The sequence below is a fragment of the Pseudomonas orientalis genome (assembly GCF_022807995.1).
Lineage (GTDB): Bacteria > Pseudomonadota > Gammaproteobacteria > Pseudomonadales > Pseudomonadaceae > Aquipseudomonas > Aquipseudomonas orientalis_B.
On record NZ_CP094351.1, the window covers coordinates 2,336,757 to 2,361,567 of the forward strand.

The following is a 24,811-nucleotide window of genomic DNA, read 5'->3' on the forward strand; positions in this document are numbered from 1 at the left end:
TCACAGTCAACAGACGTATTGACTGACACACTGCCATCGGGGCAAGCCCCCTCCCACCTTTTGATCCCCATTGCTCCGCCGATTGGAGAGCTTGCCGCCGTGCGGTCAGAATTCCCAGCGATGCTGAACATTACGAGGCGGATCAGGACGGCATTATCCAATGTGGGAGGGGGCTTGCTCCCGATTGCGGTGTCACAGTCAACAGATGTATTGACTGACACACTGCCATCGGGGGCAAGCCCCCTCCCACCTTTTGATCCCCATTGCTCCGCCGATTGGAGAGCTTGCCGCCGTGCGGTCAGAATTCCCGGCGATGCTGAACATTACGAGGCGGATCAGGACGGCATTATCCAATGTGGGAGGGGGCTTGCCCCCGATTGCGGTGTCACAGTCAACAGATGTATTAACTGACACACTGCCATCGGGGGCAAGCCCCCTCCCACATTTTGATCCCATTACTCCGCCGATTGGCCGTGCGGTCAGAAGTCCCAGCGCGTACTGACCATCACGTTACGCGGCTCGCCGTAGGCGGCAGAGTTATAGAAGCCGACGTTGGTGTAGTAGGACTTGTCGAAGATGTTGTTGAAGTTGACCGTTGCCGACAGGTTTTTGGTGACCTGATAGCGGGTCATCAGGTCCACCAGCCAGTAGGATTCCTGGGTGATGTCCTGGTTGGTTTCCAGCGGCCCGTTCCAGATCTCGTTCCAGCCCTTGGTCTGCCAGCGCACGCCGCCGCCGATGGTGAACTTGTCCAGGTCACCCTTGAGCTTGTAGGTGGTGTTCAGGTTGACCTGATGCTCGGGCTCGAAGGTGGAGATCTTCTTGTCGTCGTCATCGCGCACGATTTTGTGGGTGTAGCCACCTTGCACTTGCCAGCCCGGGCTCAACTCACCGGAGATTTCCGCTTCGTAGCCCTTGGTCACGGCCTTGGAGCCTTTGAACGCATAGTTCTGCGGGGTCGGCGTCTGGTTGTTGTACGCATCGTCGGAGATCGCCCGGTTGGTCTCATGCACTTCGAAGTAAGCGATGCTGGTGTTCAGACGGCCATTGAAGAACTCGCCCTTGAGGCCAATCTCGTAGTTCTGGCCTTCGTCGGGTTCCAGCAGTTTTTCGTTGCGGTCCTTATAGGTGCTTTCCTGAGGCTGGAAAATATCGGTGTAGCTGGCGTAGGCCGAGAAGTTGTCGTTGAGGTCGTAGATCACCCCGGCATAAGGAATGAACCGCCCGGTTTCCTTGTAGGAAGGGTTGTTACCGGTGACGTGATAGTTGGCCACGCGCCCGCCGAGGATCACGTTCAGGTCATCCATCACGTTCAAGCGCGTGGTCACGTAGTAACCCGTCTGGCGGATGGTGTCGTCGATGTACTGCTGGGCCGGGCCGTAGATAGGCTTGGCGAGGTGGCCGTTCCAGTTATAGAAATCGACTTTGTTGCCGCCCGGCCATTCCGGCGCCCAGTAACCCTTGCCCTGCCAGCGCGAGGTGCCGATCGAGCCGCCCACTACCAACTCATGTTCGCGGCCGAACAAGCTGAAAGGTCCGGTGGCGTAGAGGTCGGCGGAGGTGCTTTTGGTTTCGCCGGTGTACTTCTGCCCGTTGATTTCGGCGGTGCCATCGGCTGCCGGCTGGACGAACTGAATCGAACCCAGGTCGGCGTGGTAGCCGTTGATTTTGTGGTCGAGCTGGAACTTGGTCACCCAGCCGTCACCCAGGTCATGCTCGAGCATGGCGAACGCGGTACGGGTGTTCTGCTCCCAGGAACTCCAGGTGGTGCCGTTGTTGTAGGAGCGCGGCATCTTGTTGATGCTGCCGTTGGAGTTGACCAGCGGGAAGGAGCCGGACCAGCTCGAACCCTGCGGAACGTTGTCCTGGTAGTCAAAGCCCACGGTCAGCAGGGTGTCGGGGGACAGATCGAATTCGGTAATGCCGTAGTAGGTTTCGGTCTTGCGCGAATAGTGGTCCATGAAGGACTTCTTGTCCTGGTACGCAGCGACCGCGCGCCCACGGATATTGCCGCTGTCGGTCAGGGGCCCGCTGACATCCACTTCACTGCGGTAGTTGTCCCAGGAGCCAGCGCCCAGTTGCACATGACCCTTGAAATCCGAAGTCGGTTTCTTGCGGATCAGGTTGATGGTCGCCCCCAGGGAGCCGGCGCCATTGAGCAGGCCGGTAGCGCCCTTGAGTACTTCGACACGGTCATAGATCGCCATGTCGCTCAAGGTGTTGCCCGCCGAATAACCGACGTTGCGCACGGTGGAAGGAATACCGTCGTACTGGAAGCTGTTGACCGAAAAGCCCCGGGAATAGTAGTTGGTGCGGTCGCTGTCATAGGCCGACACAGTGATGCCCGGCGTGTGGCGCATCACGTCGTCCATGTTGTTGAGGCCGAAGTCCTCGATGTGCTGGCGAGTGACCACGGTGATCGACTGCGGGGTTTGCCGGGGTGTCAGGGTCAGGCGCGTGGCGGTGGCGATAGTGCCCGGGGTGTAGGAACCCGAGCCTTCGGTGATGTTGCCCAGGTAGTTGGCGGTGACCTCAGTGGGGCTCAGTTCCAGCCCGCCGGCGGTGCTGGCGGCGGCCACGGTCAAAGTATTGCCGTTGAGGCTGTAGGTGGTCTGGCTGCCTGCCAGCAACGCATCGATGGCCTGCTGCGGCTGCATCTTGCCCTTGATCGCACGGCTGTTCTTACCCTGCACGTCGCCAGGGCTGTACAACACTTGCATATTGGTCTGGCGACCCAATTCCTGCAGCGCGCTCCCCAGCGGCTGCGCGGGAATGTTCAACTCGATCTCCTGGGCCTGTACATAGCCTGCAACCGGCAGCGACACCGCCAGGGCCAGGGCACTCGGAAGAAGGTTCATGTTCAGGGCCCTGCGCATGGATAACGCTTTACTCAGGGGGCTGAGACCGAGTCGTGCTGGCATGGATGCTTTCTCTTCTAGGTTTTAAGTGGGCAGTTATCGTATCTATTGAGGTTAATTCTCATTACCACTAGTGAGACGTTCCTACCTGGAAAAACCGGAAAATAAATTCACGCCGGTTCCATTTCATGTACCACCTGGCCGGCGCGCAGGCGCACCAGCTGGTCGGCGATATCGAAATAGCGGTCGTCGTGGCTGATTACGATGATGGTCTTGCCCAGGCGCTTGAGGTCCGGCAACAGCTCGGTGTAGAAGATCCGGCGGAAGGCCGGGTCCTGGTCGGCGGCCCATTCGTCGAACACCAGCACCGGGCGTTCTTCCAGCCAGGCGTTGACCAGGGCCAGGCGCTTGCGCTGGCCGGTGGAGAGGTCGGTGGTGCTGAACACGCCGTCCTTGACGCTGACCTTGTGCGCGATTTCCAGGCGTTCCAGGTATTTGGTGGCGCTGTCCAGGGACTGGGTGGCGCTGCCCTGGACCAGGTCGTCGAACAGGTAGTAGTCGGAAAACACCGTGGTGAACAGCTGGCGATAGTCGTCGCGCTCAGGGTCGGTGACCGCTTCGCCGTTCAGGCGAATCTCGCCGGCCTGGGGCGGGTACAAGCCCAGCAGCAGCTTGATCAGGGTGGTCTTGCCGCTGCCGTTTTCGCCGACGATAAACACGATGTCGCCTTGCTGGATGCTCAGGTTGATCGGCCCCAGGTGGAACGGCTCGCTGCCCTCGACCGCGGGTGGGCTGTAGCTCACGTCGCGCAGTTCGAGGCTGTTGACCACCGGTTTCGGCGCTTCGCTGTCGTCCATCAGCAAGTGCGGTTCCGGGGACGAAAAACGCTCCGACAGTTCACTGATGCGGCCGAACGCGATCTTGGCCTTGCCGACTACGGGCAGGTAACCCAGCAGGTGTTCCAACGGGCCTTTCATGTACAGCAGCACCAGCACGAAGCCGGTGATCACCGTCGGGTCCGGGTTGGGGTTGTATGCCTGCATCGCCAGCGCCAGGCCGATGACCACGAAGAACAGCATCGAGCCGAACGTCTTGGCGAGGATGTAGATGTTGACCGAACGCACCTGGATGTCGCTGATGCGGTCGGCGGTTTCCTGGATACGGTGGGTGTTCATGCGAAACCGCCGTGGCCGGTGCATGCGCAGTTCCTTGGCGCCGGACGCGATGGCGTTGTAGTAACGCTGCAACTCATCTTCATGGCTGCGCGCCAGGTCGAAGCCCTGGATGCCTTTGCCGCCGGCGATGAACTGCACGGCGCTGCCGATAATGATCGCCACCACCATCATCAGGAACATCGGCACCGACAGGTAGGCCAGGTAGCCCAGGCATCCGAGGGTGACCGTGGCCGCAATGGCCAGCGGCGTGAACGCGAAGGAAAAGTCGCTGATGGTGTCGACGTCGTGGGTCAGCACCGGGATCAGGCGGTGGGAGCGATAGCGCTCGATCTGGCCGATGGGTGCCGACAATACCTTCTCGCCGAGGTCCTTGCGCAGGGCGGCGATGATCCGTTGGCCGACGTAGTTGGTGCCGATGTCGGAAATGATCGAGCTGAGCAGCGCCACCACGCACAGCGCCGCAAAGGTCAGGACCACGCCCTGGGTCATGCCGGCCGCCGAATGCAGCGCGTTATTGATGGTCGCCAGCAGCAACGTAATGGCCAGGCCGCCCACCATGCCGAGGGCGACGGAGACCGTCACAATGGTGCGAAAGGGCCGGAGCAGGGCGAGCAAGCCTTTGAAGGCGCCGCGTTTGGGTTCGGTCATAAATACATCCCGGAGAGTGAAAAGAGGGGCTGGGCACACAGACCCTTACCCATGACAAACGAAGTGTCGGCGCGACTATTTAGCTCGGCGTGCCGGGCGGTGGCGGCGCTGGATAAATTGCGCGAGGGCTGGTTCGTTCTTGTTGTGTAGGCGCACGGGTATTGACGCCGTACGTATTCCTTCTGCGAGAGCGAAACAATGACGAAAAAGAACCTGGTGTATGTGTGGTCCCTGAGAAATGCCGCCGCCGACAAGGCCGGGCAGTCGGTGGCCTACAAGGACCATGAGCGCTACATGAAGTCGGTACTGGAATTTCTGGTGGGCTCGCTCAACGACACCGCGCTGGGCGACGCCTACAACCTGGTCGGGGTGGTATATGACGATGATGAGCAGAATCCACGTGATCAGGCGCTGGTCGCCGATTATGGTTTCGCTTATAAGCCTGGCGGCCAGTGGTTGTACCCGGCCGACCTGCGCGTACAGGGCAGGTTGGTCAACGACTTGTTGCTGAGCGTACCCTCGACCTATCGTCGCCTGCCACGGGGCAGCGCCGAACATATCGCCGGCAAACAGGATTTCGAACGGCGCCTGCAGGACGTGCTGGTGGAGTTGAAAGCCGACATCGTGGTGCTCGATGGCTTGCTGGTGATCCTTGATGAACTGGTGCGCCCAGGTGCGCCGTTTGCGCGGCGCATCATGAACATCCATCCGGGTATCACCCGTATCGAATCGCCTTACGAACGCCGTGGTGCCTATGCCACCTGGAATGCGCTGTATGGCGCACGTGGGCAGACCGTGGTGGACTGGGCGACCAGGGCCACCACGCCTTCAGAGCCGCTCTACCTCACTGGCGCATCGTTCCACTATGTGGATAACGGCATTGATTCCGGCGAAGTGTTCCACGACGTATTGAAGACCGAAATCTCGCCGCAAGACACCATCCTCGAACTGCGCTGGAACAACTTCAACAACAGCCTGTTCCCGGCGTTGCATGAAGGCCTGGAACTGTTGGCCCGGCAGGTCTGAATACACTCTTGCTGATGCATCGAGTTCAAATGTGGGAGGGGGCTTGCCCCCGATGGCAGCGTGTCAGTCAATGCATAGGCAAGCTGATACTCCGCTATCGGGGGCAAGCCCCCTCCCACATTTTGACCTGTGTCGGCTTAGAGACTGGTGTTGTTGTCGGTGGCGCACATCCACCGCAACAACGAATGTCGCCCGCTGATGCCCAGCTTGATCGCGGCTTCGTGCCGACGCGCAATGCGGCGCGGCTGGACCCGATCGAGGCATTGGCTCGGGATTGATCTCTTTCGGTCGCTGGAGATCAAATGTGGGAGGGGGCTTGCCCCCGATGGCAGTGTGTCAGTCAATGCATAGGCAAGCTGATACACCGCCATCGGGGGCAAGCCCCCCCACATTTTGACCTGTGTCGGCTTAGAGACTGGTGTTGTTGTCGGTGGCGTACATCCACCGCAACAACGAATGCCGCCCGCTGATGCCCAGCTTGATCGCGGCTTCGTGCCGGCGCGCAATGCGGCGCGGCTGGACCCGATCGAGGCATTGGCCCGGGATTGATCTCTTTCGGTCGCTGGAGATCAAATGTGGGAGGGGGGCTTGCCCTCGATGGCAGCGTGTCAGTCAATGCATAGGCAAGCTGATACTCCGCTATCGGGGGCAAGCCCCCTCCCACATTTTGACCTGTGTCGGCTTAGAGACTGGTGTTGTCGTCGGTGGCATACATCCACCGCAACAACGAGTGTCGCCCGCTGATGCCCAGCTTGCGCGGCTTCGTGCCGACGCGCAATGCGGCGCGGCTGGACCCGATCGAGGCATTGGCTCGGGATTGATCTCTTTCGGTCGCTGGAGATCAAATGTGGGAGGGGGCTTGCCCCCGATGGCAGCGTGTCAGTCAATGCATAGGCAAGCTGATACACCGCCATCGGGGGCAAGCCCAACCCACATTTTGACCTGTGTCGGCTTAGAGACTGGTGTTGTTGTCGGTGGCGTACATCCACCGCAACAACGAGTGTCGCCCGCTGATGCCCAGCTTGATCGCGGCACGTTTGAGGTAGCTTTCGATGGTGTTGACCTTCAGCGCCAACTGTTCGGCCAACTCCGGCGCGGTGCGCCCGGCCAGCAGGCCCACGCACACTTCCAGTTCACGGTTGGACAGGGTCAACCCCGATTGCACCAGCCGCTCCTGAATGCGCCGGCGCAAGGTCTCGATGCCCTGGTTTTGCGGTTCCTGCGGTGTATTGCCGGGGGGGCATGGCTGGATCGCGCTGATGTGGCTTTCCACCATGGGCAACAGCAGCGTGGAGAAGTCCTGCAGCATGCTGCGCTCCTGCGCCGAGAAGCTCTCGGACTGGTGCGAGCGGTACACCGACAGCACATACCGCATATCGTCTTTGCGGCGGGTGAGGTGCAGTTGCGCGGCCGGTTGCTCTTCGCCCAGTGCCACCGCCGAGTCGGTAAAGACCGGGCTGATCCTGCGGCGGGTGTGGCCGGCGGCATTCACTCGTAATTGCGTGATGTGGGTGGCGTCCACTGCCAGTTGGGTGAGGATCAGGTCATGCAGCATGCGTGGGAAGTGGCGACTGCCGGTGCTGGCGATGACCTTGCCTATATGTGGGAACAGGTGTGAGTTCATCAATTCGTCCATGAGTTTCGAGTGCGGGTATTCGGCCTTATAGCGACGGGGATTAAGAGGCTAGCCAATGCGAATAACCTGCAGTGATAGTGCTGCCCGCCCAGACGTATGCTAGTACAGGCTGACGAAAGGGTGGGGATCCAATCGTTAAAAAAACAGATTAAAAGCGCATAACGACCATTGCGCGCGATTTCGTCGCCAGCGCAGAGATGGTGCCTACAGCTTCGGTGGTCGATGCCCAAGGCAGCTTGCGTAAGCGGCTATCCGAGAGCGGGAAGCAACGGACAGCTTGTCGGGGTGAGGGCGCTCAAGATGGAGCCCCAGCCCGATAGGAGTGTGCATATGACAACTGTTGCCTCTCGCCCCAGTGATGCGATGCGGCTTATCGAAGCCTTCCGGCACCGAGATGATCGCGGCGGTGAAATCCGCCATAACGGCTTGCCGTCCAAATCTGCCGAGGACGCGGCCTTGCACCTCTGGCGAAAGAGCCCGGGGTGGCCGGACAAGAACGGTGACGGTCACTATGACGTGACCTACGAATTTCGTACCCCGCCCGCCGATAAGGACGCGAGGCGGTTCAACAAGACCGGTTTCACCCACGTTCTTGAAAACCAGCGCCAACAGACGCGGGCCAGCCTGCAGAGCATTGCCGATGTTGCCAACCTCAGGTTTACCGAAGGGCCGCGAGCCGCAGGCAGCGAAGGCCACATCACCCTCGCCAACTTCGGCCAGAGAATCAATGGCAAAGGTCAGCTCTACAACGATACAAGCTATGCCGTGCTGCCCGCGCCAGGCGTTGCCAGCAGCGGTGACATCTGGTTTTGCGTGAACAAGGGCGACAGGTCTGTGGTTGACGCCGCGTTGGGAAATGCGGGCCGCCACACCATCGTCCACGAACTGGGGCATGCCTTGGGGCTCGCTCACTCCGGCGACTATGACAGGACGCTCAAACAAGAGCAGGTGGGCTATCACGAGGACTCGCAGAGTCACAGCGGCATGAGTTATCGGGGCGAGCGTACCGGCTATATGCATCATGCGGGCATGCGTTCTTCAGCGCCGCAGCTTGACGATATCAGTGCCTATCAACGCAAGTACGGCGCCAACCACGACACCCGCAAAGACGACACCACTTACGGATTCAACGCCAATTCGGGCCGGGACTTTCTGAGCGTCAACAGCGCAAAGGATAAAATGGTGGCGGCCATCTGGGACGGTGGCGGCAACGACACCCTGGATTTTTCCGGCTACACGCAGGTGCAGCGGATCAGCTTGCGGGACGGTACTTTCTCGGATGTCGGCGGCCTCAAGGGCAATGTGTCGATTGCTTACGGGGTGACCATCGAAAACGCCATCGGCGGCAGCGGCAACGATTTGATGGTGGGTAACGAGGTGGCCAACCAACTCAGGGGGGGAGAGGGCGATGACTGGTTATATGGGGCGCAGGGGGCGGACACGCTGTGGGGCGGCGGGGGTAAGGACCTGTTTGTCTACGGACGGATGAGCGATTCGACCCAGGCCGCGCCCGACCGGATCATGGACTTTGTCAGCGGCGAAGACAGGGTTGATGTATCAGGGGTCAGAGCCTCGCTGGGCATTGAGCGACTGACCTTCGTCGAAGCATTTTCCGGCGCCATCGGTGAAGCCGTGTTGACTTACAATCCTGTGTTGAAAATGAGCACCCTGGAAATTGGCGCTGCGCCGAATGAGCCGAACTTCGTGCTTGTCGTAGAGGGTCAACTGCAGCGCAGTGACATCGTCGGCTGAGGCTTTTCATGCCTGCGCAACCCGATGCCGCAGCAGCGCTTCGAACACCCGCTGCGCCCGTGGCTCATCCGTGTGGGCCACATTGAAGCGCATCAAGTCGCGGTGAGCCGGGTCGTAGCCAAACAGCATGCCGGGCGCCAGTACCATGCTGCGCTTCAGCGCTTGCTGGGCCAGCAGTTCACCATTGACGCCCGGCGGCAGGCGCGCCCAGATAAACATGCCGCCTTCGAAGGCCATCGGCAGTTCGCAGCCGCAGCGCCTGAGCCATTGCTCGACGCGCCCACCGGCTTCCATCAGGCGCTGGACCATGCGCTTGCGGTGTTTGGCGTAGCTGCCTTCGCTGAGCATGCGGTATACGATCTGCTCGAACAGCTCCGAGGTCACGCCGCCGCTCATCAACTTCATATTGGTCAGGTTGGCGGCCAGTTGCGGCGCGGCCACCACGTAGCTGACACGGGTGTTGGCGCTGAGGATTTTCGAGAACCCCGACAGGTAGGTGACTTGATCCAGCCCGGCGACGGCGGCCAGGCGGGGCGGCGGGTTGGGATGCAGGTCGCCGTAGAGGTCATCCTCGACGATATGGCAGTGGTATTGCTGGGTCAGTTGCAGCAGGCGAAACGCCTGGCTGGGGCTGAAGGAATGGCCCGTCGGGTTATGCAACACGCTGGTGGTCAGGTACAGGCTGGGCCGATGTTCGGCCAGCAGGCGTTCTAGGGCGGTGAAGTCGAAGCCGTCGGGGCGGCGTTCGAGTGTCACCACCTTGACGCCATGCAGGGCCAGGTTGGCGTGGAAGTTGAAGTAGCACGGCGCGTCCAGCAGCACCGTGTCGCCGGGACGCGCCAGCAGACGCATGAGCATGTCCAGGCCTTGCACGGTGTTGGGTGTGGTGATGATCTGTTCAACCGGCACCGACAGGCCCTCGCCGTGGAGTTTCTGTTGCAGCGCCTGGCGTAACGGCAGCAGCCCGGCCGGCGTGCCGAGCCCGGCGATGCGCAGCGACGGCGCGCGCACCACGCTGCGCATGGCCTGGCGGATCGCTTCGCCGTTCAGCCAGTCCTCCGGCAAGTGGCCGCCACCGGGGCGCAGTTCACCACTGGCAGTGGCCAGTGGCCGGCGTAATACGCTGAGCAGGTCCTGGGGCAGCAGGTCGACCCAGGCCACCGACGCCGGGCGTGCGCTGTCCATCGCCACGAAATAGCCACGGCCCTGGCTGGAGGTGAGCAGGTTGCGCCCGCGCAGGCGGTCCAGGGCTTCATTGAGGGTGAACTTGCTGACACCGAGCATTTCGGTCAGCTCACGCACCGACGGCAACTTGCTGCCGGGCGCCCATTCACCGGCCTCGATGGCCCGGCTGAACGCCTCCACGATCTGCTGGACCTTGGGTGTGCCTTCCACAAAGGCGATGGCCGATACCAACATGAAACGTCCTTATGTTTGCCGGTGCTTTTACCGGTTAAGTCAGGCCGGATTAGGCATCACTTTACCTGCCTGGCGCAATGCCATTCCCCTAGACTGCGCGCCATCTCGCCAGGAAATGGCGAAATTTCATACACGCGAGCAATGGATTTTGCATTCTCATGAAGACTTATATGTGTGCACCCTGCGGTTTTATGTACGTAGAAGAATTGGGCATTCCGGAGGACGGAATTCCCGCCGGCACCCCTTGGGAAGAGGTGCCTGAAGACTGGACATGTCCGGATTGCGGCGTGACCAAGGCCGATTTCATGGCCATCGAACTCGCTGAATCTTTACCCGCCTGACCTCCATCAACGAAAGGAATCGCTCCATGGAAAGCAAACTGATCAACCCCGCCGTACCGTTCTGTACCGGTGTGGCCCACCAGAAATACCTGGCCGCGGAACAGGGCCTGCAAGCCGCCATCGAAGGGCAGTGCACCCATTGGTATGTGGACGGCAGCCTGTTCGGCGAAATGGCCGACGACTGGACCGATGCGCGCATCGAAAGCCTGCAGGCGCAGATCGCTGCCAGCGGCGTCAAGCCAGTGTTCCATGGCAACTTCAAGGCGCCGCTGGGCAGTGACGTCGAGGCGTTCCGCGTGGCGGCGGTGGCCTATGTCAAGCAAGAGGTCGATATCGCCAGTCGCCTGGGCGCGCCGCTGATCATTCACGGGGGCTGCATCGTCGAGCCGAAAATGGTGCTCAAGGCCAAGAAAGTCGCGCTGGAGCATTACCTCAAGTCAGTCCAGGAACTGGCCGCTTACGCCGCGACCAAGGGCACGGATATCTACCTGGAAAACCTGTCCAACTACGTCAACTATCGCCCTTTCCACTACATCTTTACCCATGAGGCGGAATACGCGTTTGTGTTTGAGCGCCTGCAGGCCCACGACAACGTGTATTTCTTCCTTGATGCCGGCCACGCCAACATCGAAAACGGCCTGCCGGCGGCAGTGGTGCGCAAGTATCACCACCTGATCAAGGGCATCTCCTTCAGCAATAACAACGGTGTGCAAGACCAGCATTTCGGCATTCACGACGGCAACTGTGATTACGCCGACGTCATGCAGGCCATTGTCGAAACCAACTGGAAAGGCCTGGTGGCGTTTGAAACCCGCAACCAGACCGCCAAGGCTGCCCTGGCCGACCTGGCCTTGATGTACCGAGAATCCCTGACGACCGAAATCGCGGTCGCCTGATGTCATCCAGGGGCGTGCGCCTGTGGCGTACGCTCCGTCGTTGCCGTTCCATCCATTCAAGGTCCCGGACCATGACAAGTGCGTTAACGCTGTCTTCGTTTCTCTACTTCCTGTTGTTCTGCGCCACCATGACCTTCAGCCCCGGTCCCATGACCCTGCTGCTGTTGAGCCTGGGCTTGAAGGACGGCCTGCGCAGTTCGATCCCGGCGCAGATCGGCGCCAGTGTGTCGTATCTGATTTCGATCCTGATCTTTGCCGTGGGCTTTTCGGAGCTGATCAAGGGCAACCTCGCGATTACCCAGGCCATCCAGTTTGTCGGCGTGGCCTATATCCTTTACCTGGCCTACAAGCAGTGGACCAGCAGCGGCGTGTCGATCGACAAGGCCGGTGCCGTGGAGGGCTCGCGCAGTCTGTTCGGCAAGGGCCTGCTGACCGGCTTTTCCAACCCCAAGACCATCATCATGTTCAGCGCCGTGTTCCCGCAGTTTGCCGGGGCGGGTGAGCACAGCTCGGCGGCGGATATCGCCATCCTCGGCCTGACCTTCCTGCTGCTGCAATTTGCCAGCGGCTGCCTGTACTGCTATTTCGGCCAGCGCATCAAGCACGTGCTGGAAAACCCCCGGCGGCGCGTGCTGTTGCAACGAATCACGGCGGTGATGTTGCTCGGCGTGGCGGTGATGCTGGCACGCGGGTTTTCCCATTGACGCGGGGAACTTGGTTGCGGTCCGTTTAGTGGGGTAGGGTGTGGCGGCACCCCTTCAACAAAAACAAGGATCGGTTCATGCTCTTCACCTTCCCCCGTACCCTTCTGGCCGCCACCCTGGCCTTGTCCTTCGCCCTGCCGGCCTACAGCGCCGAACCCCACAAACAGATCCAGGCGGACGCCGAACAGTACAAGGCCGAGGCCCTGAAACTGCTGGAACGCCTGGTGAATATCGACTCCGGCTCCGGTTACGAGCCGGGCTTGACCCAGGTGCGCGAGATTGCCGTGGATGAATTGAAACAGCTGGGTTTCAGTATCCAGTTGGTGCCGGACAAGGCCGCCAACAACAGCCATGTGGTCGCCACCCTCAAGGGCACCGGCAAAGCCAAAATCCTGTTGATGGCGCACATGGACACCGTGTTCAAGGAAGGTTCGGCCGCCGAACGCCCGTTCCACATCAAGGACGGCCGCGCCTATGGCCCCGGCGTGATGGACGACAAAGGTGGCATCGTCGCCGGCATCTACGCGCTGAAAGTCCTGAAAAACCAGGGTTTCAAGGACTATGCGCAGATCACTTTCCTGCTCGATGCCAGCGAAGAAACCGGCTCCGATGCCGCTTCCGAACTGATCCGTACCACCGCCAAGGGCCATGACGTGACCCTCAACCTGGAACCCGGCCGCCCAGCCGACGGCCTGGTGGTCTGGCGCAAAGGCAGTGCCACCGCCGTGGTCGAAGTCAAAGGCAAAGCCGCCCACGCTGGCGTCGCGCCCGAATTGGGGCGCAACGCCGCCATGGAAGTTGCGCACCAAATCCTGCAATTGGGCAAGCTGGGGGACGAAGAAAAGAAAACTACCATCAACTTCACCGTGCTCAAGGCCGGCGACCGCACCAACGTCATCCCCGACCAGGCCACCGCCAAGGCCGACGTGCGCGCGGCGTTACCGGAAGAGTTCGACCGCATCGAGAAAGACCTGGCGCGGGTTTCAGCCGACAAACTGATTCCCGAAACGGAAGTGAAGACCAGCCTGCAACGCGGGCTGCCGCCGATGCCGCAAACGGCGGAGTCGGACAAACTCGTCGCGATTGCCCAGGGCATCTACGGGGAGTTGGGCAAAACCCTGACCATCGAAGGCAGCGGCGGCGCGGCGGATGCAAGCTTGTCGGCCGGGGTAGGCACGCCGACGCTGGACGGGTTTGGGATCGTGGGCGGGAATATTCATACGCCCGAGGAATATGCCGAGGTGGAGAGTGTGGTGCCTCGGGTTTATTTGTTGAGTCGGATGATTATGGAGTTGGCCAAGCGTTGAGTTCATGCACCTGTGGTGAGGGAGCTTGCTCCCGCTGGGCTGCGTAGCAGCCCTGGAACCAATACTTCCAACCTGTCTGAACCAGCGCATTGCCCCTGCTTGGGGCCGCTTCGCGGACGGACGCAAGCAAGCCCGCTCGTCATGGGGTTATTAAGTTGATTGTCTTTGCGGCTGGCTTTTTGGAGGTCGTCTTCACAGAGTCGTTGACGAGTCAGTAGATGTCGAATAAGAAACTTCGAAGATTGGTTGTTTTGGTTTCGTTACAAACCAATTTTTCCGTATCTTTCATAAAGTTTATGTTGATAGCGCTCCTAATGTAAGATGTTAGGCTCGTAAGGGTTGCTCATAATTGTTCAGTATTTTTCCTTGAGCAGCACGTTGTAAGATTTTTCAATTTTATTGACTTGATCTTGTTATCGATGGCGTAATGCGGTATGGGGTTGGGTAGTGGACTAGATATAGATATTTGCAGGTGTACGCATTTTTTGTAAAACATTAGTGCACACTGGCAGTGTGTGTTACAGGTCTATATGCAAGAATCCGCGAATTTAATCTGACTATACGTACTTTGATGCGGGACTGACGATCGTAATAATTGTAAGGGTAAAAATGAAAACTCCATTTCTTTTAACAGTTGTTGAGCACGAGCGAACTACCTCACTACGCGAACGCATGCGGACTGCAGGTTGCGTGTTTGAGTTTGTGGTGTTTTCTCCAAAGCTTAATACTACCATGGATGAATTTATGCATCGGCAAGCTTTATTAGGTATGGAATACTATCAGGGCGCTGCATTCAAAACTCCGGAATTGGCCAAAACAGGCGACTATCTTCCTTCTCAATATGCTCCGATAAAAAATTGGAATTGGGATGTGGAGAGCGCGGTGGCTACGCCACTAACCTTGGCTGAAGTTAAAAACCTGACAAGTATGCAAAAAAATGAGCCAGGTCCGACTGCGCTTTACGAGGCTTTCTGCCACCCACCTTATAGCGCGCGATTTAAAAAAGGCGAAAGTGAGGCTCAGTCTGTCTATTGTGAGTGGCTGCAGTTGCTTGGTATCGAGGCTCAGGATGACGTCGTGGTCATAAATTGGGTGGATGCATACGAGGAAAAATGGGGGCGACGACGAGATGGCAGTATGCCGGTGGAGCGACCTTGGGGTGAATTTTTCGAATGGGGGTTGGAATGGTGGGGCATTTGGTGTCTGACTGTCTGGAATCCTAGGAAACAGACACTAAGTGTGTTGGTTGCAAGCACTTCAGATTAATTTTTTAACCCTTCTATCGCCGCCCGCAGCAGATAGCGGGCACGCTTGCTTGATGTATTTTTTATGATATCTTCGAGGATGGTCGTATACCTCTAAAGACCGACTATTTTAACTCACCTTAAAATCTATTTCCGGATTTGGGCTGCTTTGCAGCCCAGGGCGAACATTTACTACAAGGAAAGGTATTGTCTTGCAGGAGTGTTTTTGATTTTACCAAGTTGATTGATCTTCGAGGCTAGCCTTTTCGAGATCGTCTTTCCAGACCTCGTTGGCGAGTCGGTAGATGTCGGCGAAGAAACCTCGAAGGTCGACTATTTCTGTTTTATTCCAGGCCATAGTAATGTATTTGTCTGGATCGTCCTCAAAGTAAGATTGGAAATTGAAATTTACGGTGTTTAAGGCGAAGGATAAACTTTCCATTAATTTGTATTTGTGTCGATAGGAAAGTTTTTTGTATGGGTCTAAGCAGTATTTTAGTATGAGGTTTTCTCTGTCTTTACTGTTATTGGGGTTGTAGAGAGCGAGTTCTTTTCCCTTCGTTTCTTCCCTGTCATAAATATCAAAAATTCCCACAAAGTAGTAAAGGCTGGCGTCGAATGGGACGGTGTCGGAGCCGGGGTGATATAACATTTGCTGTCATTCCTTAATGGGGAATAAGGTGAAAGGTGTGCCGTCTTCTCGAAATTTCATTTCTACACCATTCATGGATGAGTTAAAGGTTGGGTTGGTTGGGTCTCTTCTGTTTGGCCTGTAGCCTCGTCCAGCTCCTGGTAGTTCTAAACGTACAATATCGTTTCTGTTGTCATCAACGCCGGTATAGCGCGGTAGTCCCCGCTCTGTCCTCGAGGTGGCTTTTGTCCATGCCTGAAGCTGAAACTTCCAACTGTTAAATTGCGAACTCGGGACGCCCCTTCTATTTATTGGCGTTCTACCCGTTATTGGGTCTGTTCCATCAAACGATCGCCTTTCCACCTTGTGATGCTCTACCTCCGGGCCGTGCTTGCCGACCATATGCATGTCGTACTTTTCTTCATACTCCAGGATTCGACGCTTCGCATTGGCCTCGGTAAGTTCCTCAATCCTAGCCTGTCTAGCTGTCAGCCGCGGCTCGGGAGTTTGTGGCTCACCGGAGTCAACTCTAGCGGAATCAAAAGGACTTTGCGCTTTATAGGCTGGTCTGCATTCAGCGGATTCCGGACAAGAACTTAATCCCAGCGGATCCACCCACCCCGTTGGGTTGGGCGCGTGCCGGTACGCATTGATCCCACCTGCCAGCTTCACCGGATCCGGCGTCAGGTAGCGGCCAATATCTGGATGGTAGTAGCGATGGCGGTTGTAGTGCACACCGCTTTCCTGGTCGTAGTACTGGCCTTGGAAACGCAGCGGATTGTCGATTTTGCCTACGTCGAGACGGCTGATTTCGCCGTAGGCGCGGTAGTGGGCGGACCAGACGATTTCGCCTTCGGGCGTTGTAAGTTCCTGCGGGGTTCCGAGGTGGTCAAGTTGGTAGTAGTAGGACTTTACGTTTTCTGGACCGAAGCCTTCCAGCAGCGCCAATGGGCGGAAGCTGTCGGGTTCGTAGAGGTAGCTGTGATGGTGATCGGCATGGTGTTCGGCGATCAGCTTGTCGCCTTGCCAGAAGAACTCTATGGTTTGTTCTTCGATGGTTTTGCTGATGCGTCGGCCAAACGGGTCATAACGGTAGCTGGCGGTCTGGCCGTTGGGCTTGGTGACGCCAATCAGCCGGTGCTGGCAGTCGTAGCGGTACTCGGTAACGAGTGCATGACCCTTGCCGCGCCGTTCTCTTATTAGATTTCCAAAGGCGTCATAGTCGTAATGCTGATCGCCCTGAATCATCAGGCGATTACCCGCCACGATGTCCGGGCCCGGCCTGTCTTGCATGAGTAAATTGCCGGCGGGGTTGTGGCCGAAACGCTCCTGCACATCCTGCGAATGATCGGCGCGGGTCAGGCGGTGGAGCGGGTCGTAGCGGTAACGGTGTTCGCCTTTGCGGGTGTCGAGCAGGCGGGTGAGGTTGCCGCCTTTGTCGTAGTCGTATTGGCGTTGGTAGAGGTGGTTTCCTTGCTGGGTGACGGCATGGGCGTGCAGGCGGTTTTGCTCGTCGTAGTGGTAGTGGCTGAGCAGTTGGCCTTGTTGGCGTTGGTGTTCGCGACCGGCGTGGAAGAGGTGGGAGGTCAGCAGCGAGCCATTCAGCTCGACGGTGGCCAGGTGGCCGCCTTTGTCGTGGTTGAAGGTCAGGCGGTTGTTGTCGGGCAGGCGTAAATGCTGAAGTTGCCCGCAGGCGTCGTAGCCATAGCGCAAGGTGCCCCAGCCTTGGTGCTCGGCGGTGAGGCGGTTTTGGCGGTCATACTCGTAGGCCAACGTCCAGTGACCGTCTTCGACACTGAGGAGGTTGCCTTGGCGGTCGTAGGTGTAGTCGACCGTGTTGCCATCGGGCAGGGTTTTTCTTACAAGGCGACCGGCGTGATCGCGTTCGTAGCGGGTAACAAGCTGACTGCCGTCGTCGCCGTATTCGGTCTTTTCCAGCAGGTTGCCGTTGAGGTCGTAGGCGTAGGCGGTGCGTTGGCCGTCGAAGCCGGTTTCCTGTCGGATCAGGCCGTTCGGGTGGTAGTCCAGTTGATAGGTTTCGCCGACTTCGTTTTCGATTTCGGTCAACAAAAGGCGGGCGTTGTCGTAGCGGTACTTGACCTGGGTGCCGTCGGCATTGATGCGGCGGCTGATCAGGTGCAGGCCGTCGGCGTATTCGTAGCGGGTGACGTGGCCGAGTTCGTCGCGCTCGGCGATGATTTTTCCGTAGGGGTTGTAGCTGAACTCCCGATAAGTACCGTCGGAGTGTGTCAGTTTCAGCAGGCGTCCTACAGCGTCCCATTGATACTGGGTCAGCGCGCCATGCTCATTCTCACGCGCAACCTGCCGGCCTAGATCGTCATAGCGATAACGCTTGATCCCGCCGTTCGGCAGCTGCTCCTCAAGCAACTGCCCACGCTCATTCCACACCAGCCGATGACAACTGTTGTCGGGATACCAGACCCCGGTCAGTTGCCCCCGTTTGTCGTAGCTGTAGTCCGTCGCGTTGCCGTCCGGATCAATCCTGCGGATGACATCGCCTTGCTCATTACGCTCGTATTTCCAGACCGCCTCACCGCGGCGCACAACCCGTACGAAACCATTGTCATGCTCGTAGGACGTCGGCTCGTCCTCTCCCGGAAACAGCGCGATCAAGCGTCCGGCGTCGTCATATTGATACGCCGTCACCGCGCCCAGCGGGTCCTGCTCGACGGTCAGTCGGCCCTTGTCGTCGTAGGATTTGAAATGCTGCGCGCCGTCCGGATCGATGCGTTGCACCAACCGCGCCCGGTCATCGTGGACATACACTTCCTGGCTGCCATCGGCGTTGTGCACGTTGACGCTGCCGTCATCGCCCCAGGCATAGCGCGTGTCCATCTGCGAAAAACTGGCCCAGTGCCGGACGCAGCGTGCCGCTTTGCCGGCGCGTTCCCATTCCCAAAAGAAACTCGCCCCACCGGCCAATTGCCGCTCAAGAATGACGTGCTGTTCGTCGTACCGATAAACCTCGCGTTCACCGACGGCATTGGTCGCCGATACCAGTCGTCCGGCGTCGTCGTAGGCGTAGGCAACGACGTTCTGCTCGGTCATCCAAACGAAGGGTTCATGGCCTTTGGCGCGATGAACCTGGTAGTCCACCGCCACGATGCGGTCGAATTCATACCGCAACAAAAGCGCACGGCCCGCACCGTTATCCAGTCGCTCAATGCGCCCCAACCGATCCCGGAAAATGCGCAGCCGGTTGTCATACGCATCGCTGATCGCCGTCAGCACACCGTCGCAAAAGTGATAAAACCGAGAAGACTGGGCCAGCACCAGTTCATCAGGCGCAGACCCCAAATAAATCGCAGCTTCCGCCAGGCTGTTGGTAATCGCCGGCCGAGCCGCCGTCGGCAAGGGCAGGGTGGTCGAGCGATTCTCATGGTCGGTCCACACCACCAAATCGCCTGAAACCACAAGCCGCTGTGCCAGCGCATGACTCCAGCCAAACCCCAACCCGCAATCCACGTCCACCGCACTGGTGCGGTACAAGCGCGTCCACTTGAACGGCAAGATGCCATCCAGCGTGCCGTCGGTCAGGGTCAGCAGTTCCTCGCCGGTGACCATCGACACCGGGCAACCGTGGGTAACGGTCTTGTCCGCAGAAGCCGCCGCATCGCCCTTCGGGTTCGACGCCACGGCCGGCACATCATCCACCGACTCCTGGCGCACCAACGCCGTACGTTGCGTCTTGTTGCGCACCATCGGCACCGCGTTCGAAACCAGCGTGTCACCAGCCTTCAACGGCGCCACCGGCACTGCCTTGATCGGCGTCGCCGCACTGCTCAGCAACAACGGCTTGGCCGTCTCCACATGCGGTCCCAACCCGGGTCCCACCACCTGTTTGGCCAGCCACTCCAACAGCGCCCGCGCTCGCCCGGACTTGATAGAACTCAACACCTGAGCCCCCAGCCGAAGCTGTACCCCCATCCCCCGCGTGGCCCATATCAGCAGCAGGTTGATCAAGACTTCGCCGGTGATCTCACCCAGCAATTCGTACATCTCGGGCGGCGGCAGCAGGCGTATCCAGCTGACCATCGCCGACAAATAGATAAACAACAGCGGCTCATCACTGAGCACCAGCAAGCCCTGGGCGATGCTGTCCTTGCCCAGTTTCAGCAGTTCATCGAGTTCGGTTTGGGACAGGTACTGCAGCAACTTCTCGCTGTTGGACTGGAGGTTCGCCAGCAGGTCGTACAGCTCGGTGATGTTGTCCCACAAGTTGTAAAAGGCCTTGCCAATCCCGGTGGCCAAGGCCGCGCCCTGTTTCGCGCTGCGCTTGAAGGGCGGGGCGTTGGCAAAGTCTGCCCATTGAGGCTCGAAGCGCTCGCGCCACTGCTTGCGCAGATCCGCTTCCAGCCCGGCGATCACCGACTGATAGGACGCATACAGCGCCTTGACGTGATCTTTGGAAACATTGGCGTAGAAGGTGATCTGGTACCGCTGGTCGCGAGTACATTCGGGCACTTCAAGCCTGCCGCCGGGGCCGATGGTGCGGTGCAGCGGCGCACCCATGGGCGTGCCGTCCGGTGCAATGGCTTGCAGTGTCACCGGCGTGTTGCCGATCGGCACGAAGCGCGTGCTTTCGAACAGATGCACCAGGGTCAGCCCGCCCTGAGCCTTGCATTGAGCGACGGTGCGACTGGGCGTGTCGGAAGAGATTGGCGCCACCAGTGCGACCTCGTCGCCGACCTTGAACACCTGCTCGACTTCCAGTGCCGAGCCGCTGAAAAGGCTGTCGGTCCACGCGTCGAACGTGTTCAGGCAGTTGCGCAAATCCTGGAGGACGCGTTCAACATCCGGCGCTTCGGGGTCCATGGGCGCCAGGACGAAGCTGGCCAACGCCGGAATCAAAACACAGCCCCGATAACCGGGGTTCTAACGAAAAACACCATCTGCAATCCCTCGCACTGAATGATCAGGCGAGGGACTTTGCAGCGGTTTGCGGGGCAGCGGAGTAGAGCTTATCCGGCAGTTACGTGGGAAGTTTCAACATCCCTGTCGCGCAGCACCAGGCTGCACAGCGCCGGCAGGAACAGCAGCGTCAGCACCGTGCCCACCAGCACCCCGCCGATCAGCACATAGGCCAGGGACGACCAGAATACCGACAGCGTCAGTGGAATGAACGCGAGCGCCGCCGCCAGTGCGGTGAGTATCACCGGCCGCGCACGGCGCACGGTGGCTTCGATAATGGCTTCGCGTATGGGCATGCCGTGGTCCTGGTTCTGGCGAATCTGGTCGGTGAAGATCAGCGTGTTGCGCATCAGAATCCCGCCGATGCCGATCAGCCCGAGAATCGCGTTGAAGCCGAACGGCTGGTTGAACAGCAGCAAGGTCGGCACCGCGCCAATCAGGCCCAGCGGCGCGGTGGCGAAGACCATCAGCATCACGCCGAAGGAGCGCACCTGGAACATGATCACCGTGAGGGTCAGCAGGATCATGATCGGGAACAGCGCCGCCAGGGCGACGTTGGCCTTGGCGCTTTCTTCCACCGGGCCGCCGATATCGATGTGGTAACCGGCGGGCAGCTTGGCGATCAGCGGCTGCAGGTCCTTGTACACGGCCATTTCCACATCGGGCGGTTGTACGCCGTCGATGATGTCGGCGCGCACTTCCACGGTGGTGGCGCGGTTGCGGCGCTTGAGGATCGGTTCTTCCATCACCGCCTGGAAATGCCCGACCTGGGCCAGCGGCACCGAGGTGCCGGCGCTGTTGGTCAGGGTCATGTTGTTGAGGTTGCCGAGGTCTTCGCGTTGGCTGCCCTGGGCGCGGGCCACCACCGACACTGTGCGGTTGCCTTCACGCACTTCGGTGATCGGGTTGCCGCTGAGCAGGGCGTTGAGCTGGGACTTGACCTCGTCGGGCGTGAAGCCGAGCAGGCGCAGACGGTCCTGGTCCAGCACCAGGCGATAACCGCTGGCGCGCTCGCCCCACTCGAGAAAGGCGTCGCGGGTCAGCCTGTTGTCGGCCACCACTTGACGCACCTGCTCGGAGAGCCCGCGCAGCACGTCCAGGTCCGGCCCGGACACGCGGAAGACCACCGGGAACGGCACCGGCGGGCCGAACACCAATTGCGTGACGCGCACCCGCGCCGCTGGAAACTCACCGGCGGCAATGCGCTCGCGCATGCGCACTTTCAACGCATCGCGTGCGTGGGAGTCGGGGGTCTGCACGATCAACTTGGCGAACGCCGGGTCCGGCATCTCCGGGTTCAACGACAGGAAAAAGCGCGGAGCGCCGCCGCCTACATAAGTGTCGACCATGCTCGTCTGCGGCTCCTGCAGCAGGGCCTTCTCCACTTGCGCCGCCACCGTTTCAGTGCTTTTGAAGGCGCTGCCGGGTGGCATATACACCTCCAGAATCAGCTCGGAACGGTCGGAGTCAGGGAAGAACTGTTTCTTCACCACCGCCATGCCCAGGCCGCTCAGCACAAACGCCGCCACCACCAGCGCGGTCACCAGCCAGCGCCCGCGCACACAGGCTTCCACCAGGCTGCGCAGTTTCTGGTAGTAGCGCCCGGCGTAAATCGCATCATGCCCGCCGGGCACCGGCTTGATCTGCGGCAACAGCTTCACGCCCAGATACGGCGTGAACACCACCGCCACCAGCCAGGACGAAATCAGGGCAAAGCCCACGATCCAGAAGATATTCCCGGCGTACTCGCCGGCACCGGAGCGCGCGAAACCCACCGGCAAAAAGCCGATGATCGTCACCAGCGTGCCGGTCAGCATGGGCGCCGCCGTGGAACTCCAGGCGTAGGTGGCCGCATGGATGCGGTCGAAGCCTTCTTCGAGTTTCACCACCATCATCTCGATGGCGATGATCGCGTCGTCCACCAGCAGGCCCAGGGAAATGATCAGGGCGCCGAGGGTGACGCGGTCGAATTCGCGCCCGGTGACCAGCATGATCACGAACACGATCGACAGTGTCAGCGGCACCGCCGCCGCCACCACCAGCCCCACACGAAAGCCCAGGGCCAGCAGGCTGATCAGCATCACCACGGCCAGGGCGACGAAGAACTTGAGCATGAACTCGTTCACCGCCAGGCTGATGTTTTTTGCCTGGTCGGACACCTTGGCGAAATTCACGCCCAGGGGCAGGTCGGCCTGGATCCGCGCTTCCTGGGCCTGCAGGCGCTTGTCCAGCTCCAGGCCGTTCCAATGCTTCTCCATGATCACCCCAAGCATCAGCGCCGGGTCACCCTGGTGACGGATACGGTAGCTGGGCGGGTCTTCATAGCCGCGCCGAACCGTTGCCACATCGGCGATGCGCAGCACGCGGCCATTGACTTGCAGGGGCACGTTCTCGATCAGCGCCAAACTGTCGAAGGCGCCATCGATACGGATATAGGCGCGGGCACCGGCGGTTTCGACGAAGCCCGATGGCGCCACGGCATTCTGCGCGGCGAGGGCGGCGAAGATCTGTTCGGGCTTGATGCCCAAGGTCGCCAGGCGCTCATAGGAAAACTCGACAAACACACGCTGGGCCTGTTCGCCGAGGATATTGACCTTCTTCACCCCGGGCAGGTTGAGCAGGCCCTGGCGCAGCGCTTCAGCCATTTGCACCTGCTGGCGATGGGGCAGGTGTTCGGCCTCCAGGGCGTACAGCGCAAAGTACACATCCGAATATTCATCGTTGAAAAACGGCCCGATCACGCCCTTGGGCAGGTTCGCGGCTTCGTCGCTGAGTTTTTTACGGGTCTGGTAGAACAGGTCCTGTATCTCGCTCGGCCGCGTGGACTCGAGGAAGGTCATGCGCATCGAGACGAAACCCGGCTGGGCGATGGTCTCGACGCGGTCGTAGTAATCGAGCTCCTGCAGACGCTTTTCCAGGCGGTCGGCCACCTGTTCCTGCATTTCCTCGGCGGTGGCGCCGGGCCAGGCGGCGGTGATGGTCATGACCTTGACCGTAAACGACGGGTCTTCGGCGCGCCCCAGTTTGCCGAACGCAAAGATCCCGGCGGCGATGATCGCGATGATCAGGAACAGCGTGACGGCGCGGTGCTTGACCGCCAGTTCCGAGAGGTTGATTGCACGCATGCTCATTGGTCCTGTTTGCGGTTGAGGGCCAGCGCCTGGGCGGGCAGCAGGCGTACCCGGTCACCGCTGTGCAGCAGGTGCGCGCCGAGGGCGACGATGGTTTGGCCAGGCGTGACGCCGCTGTCGAGCAGGGCTTCTTCCTGGCCGAGACTGGCGACGTTCACCGGGGCGAAGCTGATCGTGTTGTCGTCAGCGATCAGCCACACGCCGGTGCCTTGTCCCGCATCCTGCAATGCGCCGATGGGCACACGGGTTTGCTGGGCCTGGCCGTCACCCTGCAAGCGCACGGTAATGGTGGAGCCGAGGGCGAAACGCTCGACCGCGCCGTGCAGCACATAGCGCGCGCGGTAGGTGCGGGTGGTGGGGTCGGCGCTGGCGGACAGCTCGCGCAGCGTGGCGGTAACGGCCTGGTCCGGGGCGCCGAAGGGAAAGGCCAGGGCGTTTTGCGCGGCCCGTGCGCGTTGCTGTTCCGGCAGGTTGACGATGGCTTCGCGGGCGCCGTCATGGGCCAGGCGCGCCACGATCTGCCCTTCGGCGACCACCTGGCCGCGATCAGCCAGCACGTCGGTGATGATGCCGTCGCCGTCGGCCTTGAGTATCGAATAGGTACGACGGTTCTCGATCTGGCTGGCATCCGATTGCGCCGCCGCCAGTTCCGCTTCGGCAACGCGCAGGTTGGTCGCCGACTGGTCGAAGATCTGCCGCGACACCGCGCCGGTGCTGGCCAGGCGCTGGTAGCGGTTTTCATCGTCACGGCGCTGGCGCAACTGCGCCTGTGCCGCGTTGACGCGGTTTTTCGCCGAGCGCAACGCCAGTTCAAAATCGCCGATATCCAGCACCAGCAGCGTGTCGCCACGTGAGACATGCTGGCCGGGATCGACCTTGCGTTCGATCACCTTGCCGCTGACCCGAAAGCCCAGGTTGCTTTCAGTGCGCGCCGCCACCACACCGGTATAGGCGCTTTGCTGGGTACCGCCAGCCTCGACCTTGGCGGCCAGCACCGGACGCGGCGGCGAGACCTGGCCGGCGCTGTCGGCCTGGCTGTTGCAGCCACTGAGGAACATCAACACCGCCAGGGGCGTGAAAAGGCGCAGGTGGAGAAGGGGCATGACGGACT

Annotated in this window: 15 protein-coding genes and 1 pseudogene; 7 read left to right on the forward strand and 9 right to left on the reverse strand. The window is 60.0% G+C overall.

Going from position 1 to position 24,811, the window contains the following annotated elements; translation table 11 throughout:
* Nucleotides 1-479 precede the first annotated feature (479 nt).
* Together MRY17_RS10400 and MRY17_RS10405 are read right to left on the reverse strand one after the other, a co-directional pair.
* Nucleotides 480-2,921, reverse strand: a complete 2,442-nt coding sequence (locus MRY17_RS10400) for a TonB-dependent siderophore receptor (protein WP_243353702.1) — start codon at nucleotides 2,919-2,921, stop codon at nucleotides 480-482.
* Between the two features lie 107 nt (nucleotides 2,922-3,028).
* Nucleotides 3,029-4,681: a cyclic peptide export ABC transporter gene (locus MRY17_RS10405; RefSeq protein ID WP_243353703.1), complete on the reverse strand. Its 1,653-nt coding sequence runs from the start codon at nucleotides 4,679-4,681 to the stop codon at nucleotides 3,029-3,031.
* Between the two features lie 198 nt (nucleotides 4,682-4,879).
* Here MRY17_RS10405 and MRY17_RS10410 point away from each other — a divergent pair, with 198 nt between their 5' ends.
* Nucleotides 4,880-5,707 (forward strand): formyltransferase family protein, encoded by an 828-nt coding sequence (locus MRY17_RS10410; RefSeq protein ID WP_243353704.1) that lies wholly within the window; start codon nucleotides 4,880-4,882, stop codon nucleotides 5,705-5,707.
* Between the two features lie 408 nt (nucleotides 5,708-6,115).
* On the opposite strand, the pseudogene MRY17_RS10415 reads toward MRY17_RS10410, so the two are convergent.
* Both MRY17_RS10415 and MRY17_RS10420 read right to left on the reverse strand, forming a co-directional pair.
* Nucleotides 6,116-6,196: pseudogene (locus MRY17_RS10415) on the reverse strand (LuxR family transcriptional regulator); the annotation flags it as partial.
* A gap of 463 nt (nucleotides 6,197-6,659) precedes the next feature.
* Nucleotides 6,660-7,331, reverse strand: coding sequence for a response regulator transcription factor (locus MRY17_RS10420; protein WP_243353705.1), 672 nt, complete (start codon nucleotides 7,329-7,331; stop codon nucleotides 6,660-6,662).
* Nucleotides 7,332-7,673: 342 nt separating this feature from the next.
* Between MRY17_RS10420 and MRY17_RS26395 the strand changes: the two genes are divergently transcribed.
* A complete protein-coding gene (locus MRY17_RS26395) occupies nucleotides 7,674-9,095 on the forward strand; it encodes a M10 family metallopeptidase C-terminal domain-containing protein (protein ID WP_279308384.1) in 1,422 nt (473 codons plus the stop codon).
* Between the two features lie 6 nt (nucleotides 9,096-9,101).
* Here MRY17_RS26395 and MRY17_RS10430 read toward each other — a convergent pair whose 3' ends face one another.
* On the reverse strand, nucleotides 9,102-10,514 hold the full coding sequence (locus MRY17_RS10430) for a PLP-dependent aminotransferase family protein (protein ID WP_191955617.1): 1,413 nt from the start codon (nucleotides 10,512-10,514) through the stop codon (nucleotides 9,102-9,104).
* A 158-nt stretch (nucleotides 10,515-10,672) separates the two neighbouring features.
* On the opposite strand from MRY17_RS10430, the gene MRY17_RS10435 reads away from it, so the two are divergent.
* The 5 genes from MRY17_RS10435 (at nucleotide 10,673) to MRY17_RS10455 (ending at nucleotide 15,028) form a co-directional block, all read left to right on the forward strand.
* Nucleotides 10,673-10,855 carry a rubredoxin gene (locus MRY17_RS10435; RefSeq protein WP_181285613.1) on the forward strand — a complete coding sequence of 61 codons (183 nt, stop codon included), beginning with the start codon at nucleotides 10,673-10,675 and terminating at the stop codon, nucleotides 10,853-10,855.
* A 26-nt stretch (nucleotides 10,856-10,881) separates the two neighbouring features.
* Complete coding sequence (locus MRY17_RS10440) at nucleotides 10,882-11,751, forward strand: sugar phosphate isomerase/epimerase family protein (protein WP_191955618.1); 870 nt, start codon at nucleotides 10,882-10,884, stop codon at nucleotides 11,749-11,751.
* 71 nt (nucleotides 11,752-11,822) lie between these two features.
* Nucleotides 11,823-12,455: a LysE family translocator gene (locus tag MRY17_RS10445; protein ID WP_057721872.1), complete on the forward strand. Its 633-nt coding sequence runs from the start codon at nucleotides 11,823-11,825 to the stop codon at nucleotides 12,453-12,455.
* Nucleotides 12,456-12,532: 77 nt separating this feature from the next.
* Nucleotides 12,533-13,762 carry a M20/M25/M40 family metallo-hydrolase gene (locus MRY17_RS10450; protein ID WP_243353706.1) on the forward strand — a complete coding sequence of 410 codons (1,230 nt, stop codon included), beginning with the start codon at nucleotides 12,533-12,535 and terminating at the stop codon, nucleotides 13,760-13,762.
* Nucleotides 13,763-14,371: 609 nt separating this feature from the next.
* Complete coding sequence (locus MRY17_RS10455; protein ID WP_243353707.1) at nucleotides 14,372-15,028, forward strand: hypothetical protein; 657 nt, start codon at nucleotides 14,372-14,374, stop codon at nucleotides 15,026-15,028.
* 210 nt (nucleotides 15,029-15,238) lie between these two features.
* On the opposite strand, the gene MRY17_RS10460 is transcribed toward MRY17_RS10455, so the two are convergent.
* The 4 genes from MRY17_RS10460 to MRY17_RS10475 all read right to left on the reverse strand — a co-directional run bounded on the left by MRY17_RS10460 (nucleotide 15,239) and on the right by MRY17_RS10475 (nucleotide 24,803).
* Nucleotides 15,239-15,658: a hypothetical protein gene (locus tag MRY17_RS10460; protein WP_243353708.1), complete on the reverse strand. Its 420-nt coding sequence runs from the start codon at nucleotides 15,656-15,658 to the stop codon at nucleotides 15,239-15,241.
* 6 nt (nucleotides 15,659-15,664) lie between these two features.
* Complete coding sequence (locus MRY17_RS10465) at nucleotides 15,665-20,509, reverse strand: RHS repeat-associated core domain-containing protein (RefSeq protein ID WP_431768379.1); 4,845 nt, start codon at nucleotides 20,507-20,509, stop codon at nucleotides 15,665-15,667.
* Between the two features lie 110 nt (nucleotides 20,510-20,619).
* The gene (locus MRY17_RS10470) at nucleotides 20,620-23,694 is read right to left on the reverse strand and encodes an efflux RND transporter permease subunit (protein WP_243353709.1); all 3,075 of its coding nucleotides are present in this window, start codon (nucleotides 23,692-23,694) and stop codon (nucleotides 20,620-20,622) included.
* Nucleotides 23,695-23,696: 2 nt separating this feature from the next.
* Entirely contained in the window at nucleotides 23,697-24,803 is a 1,107-nt protein-coding gene (locus MRY17_RS10475; protein WP_243353710.1) for an efflux RND transporter periplasmic adaptor subunit, read from the reverse strand.
* Nucleotides 24,804-24,811: the final 8 nt, after the last annotated feature.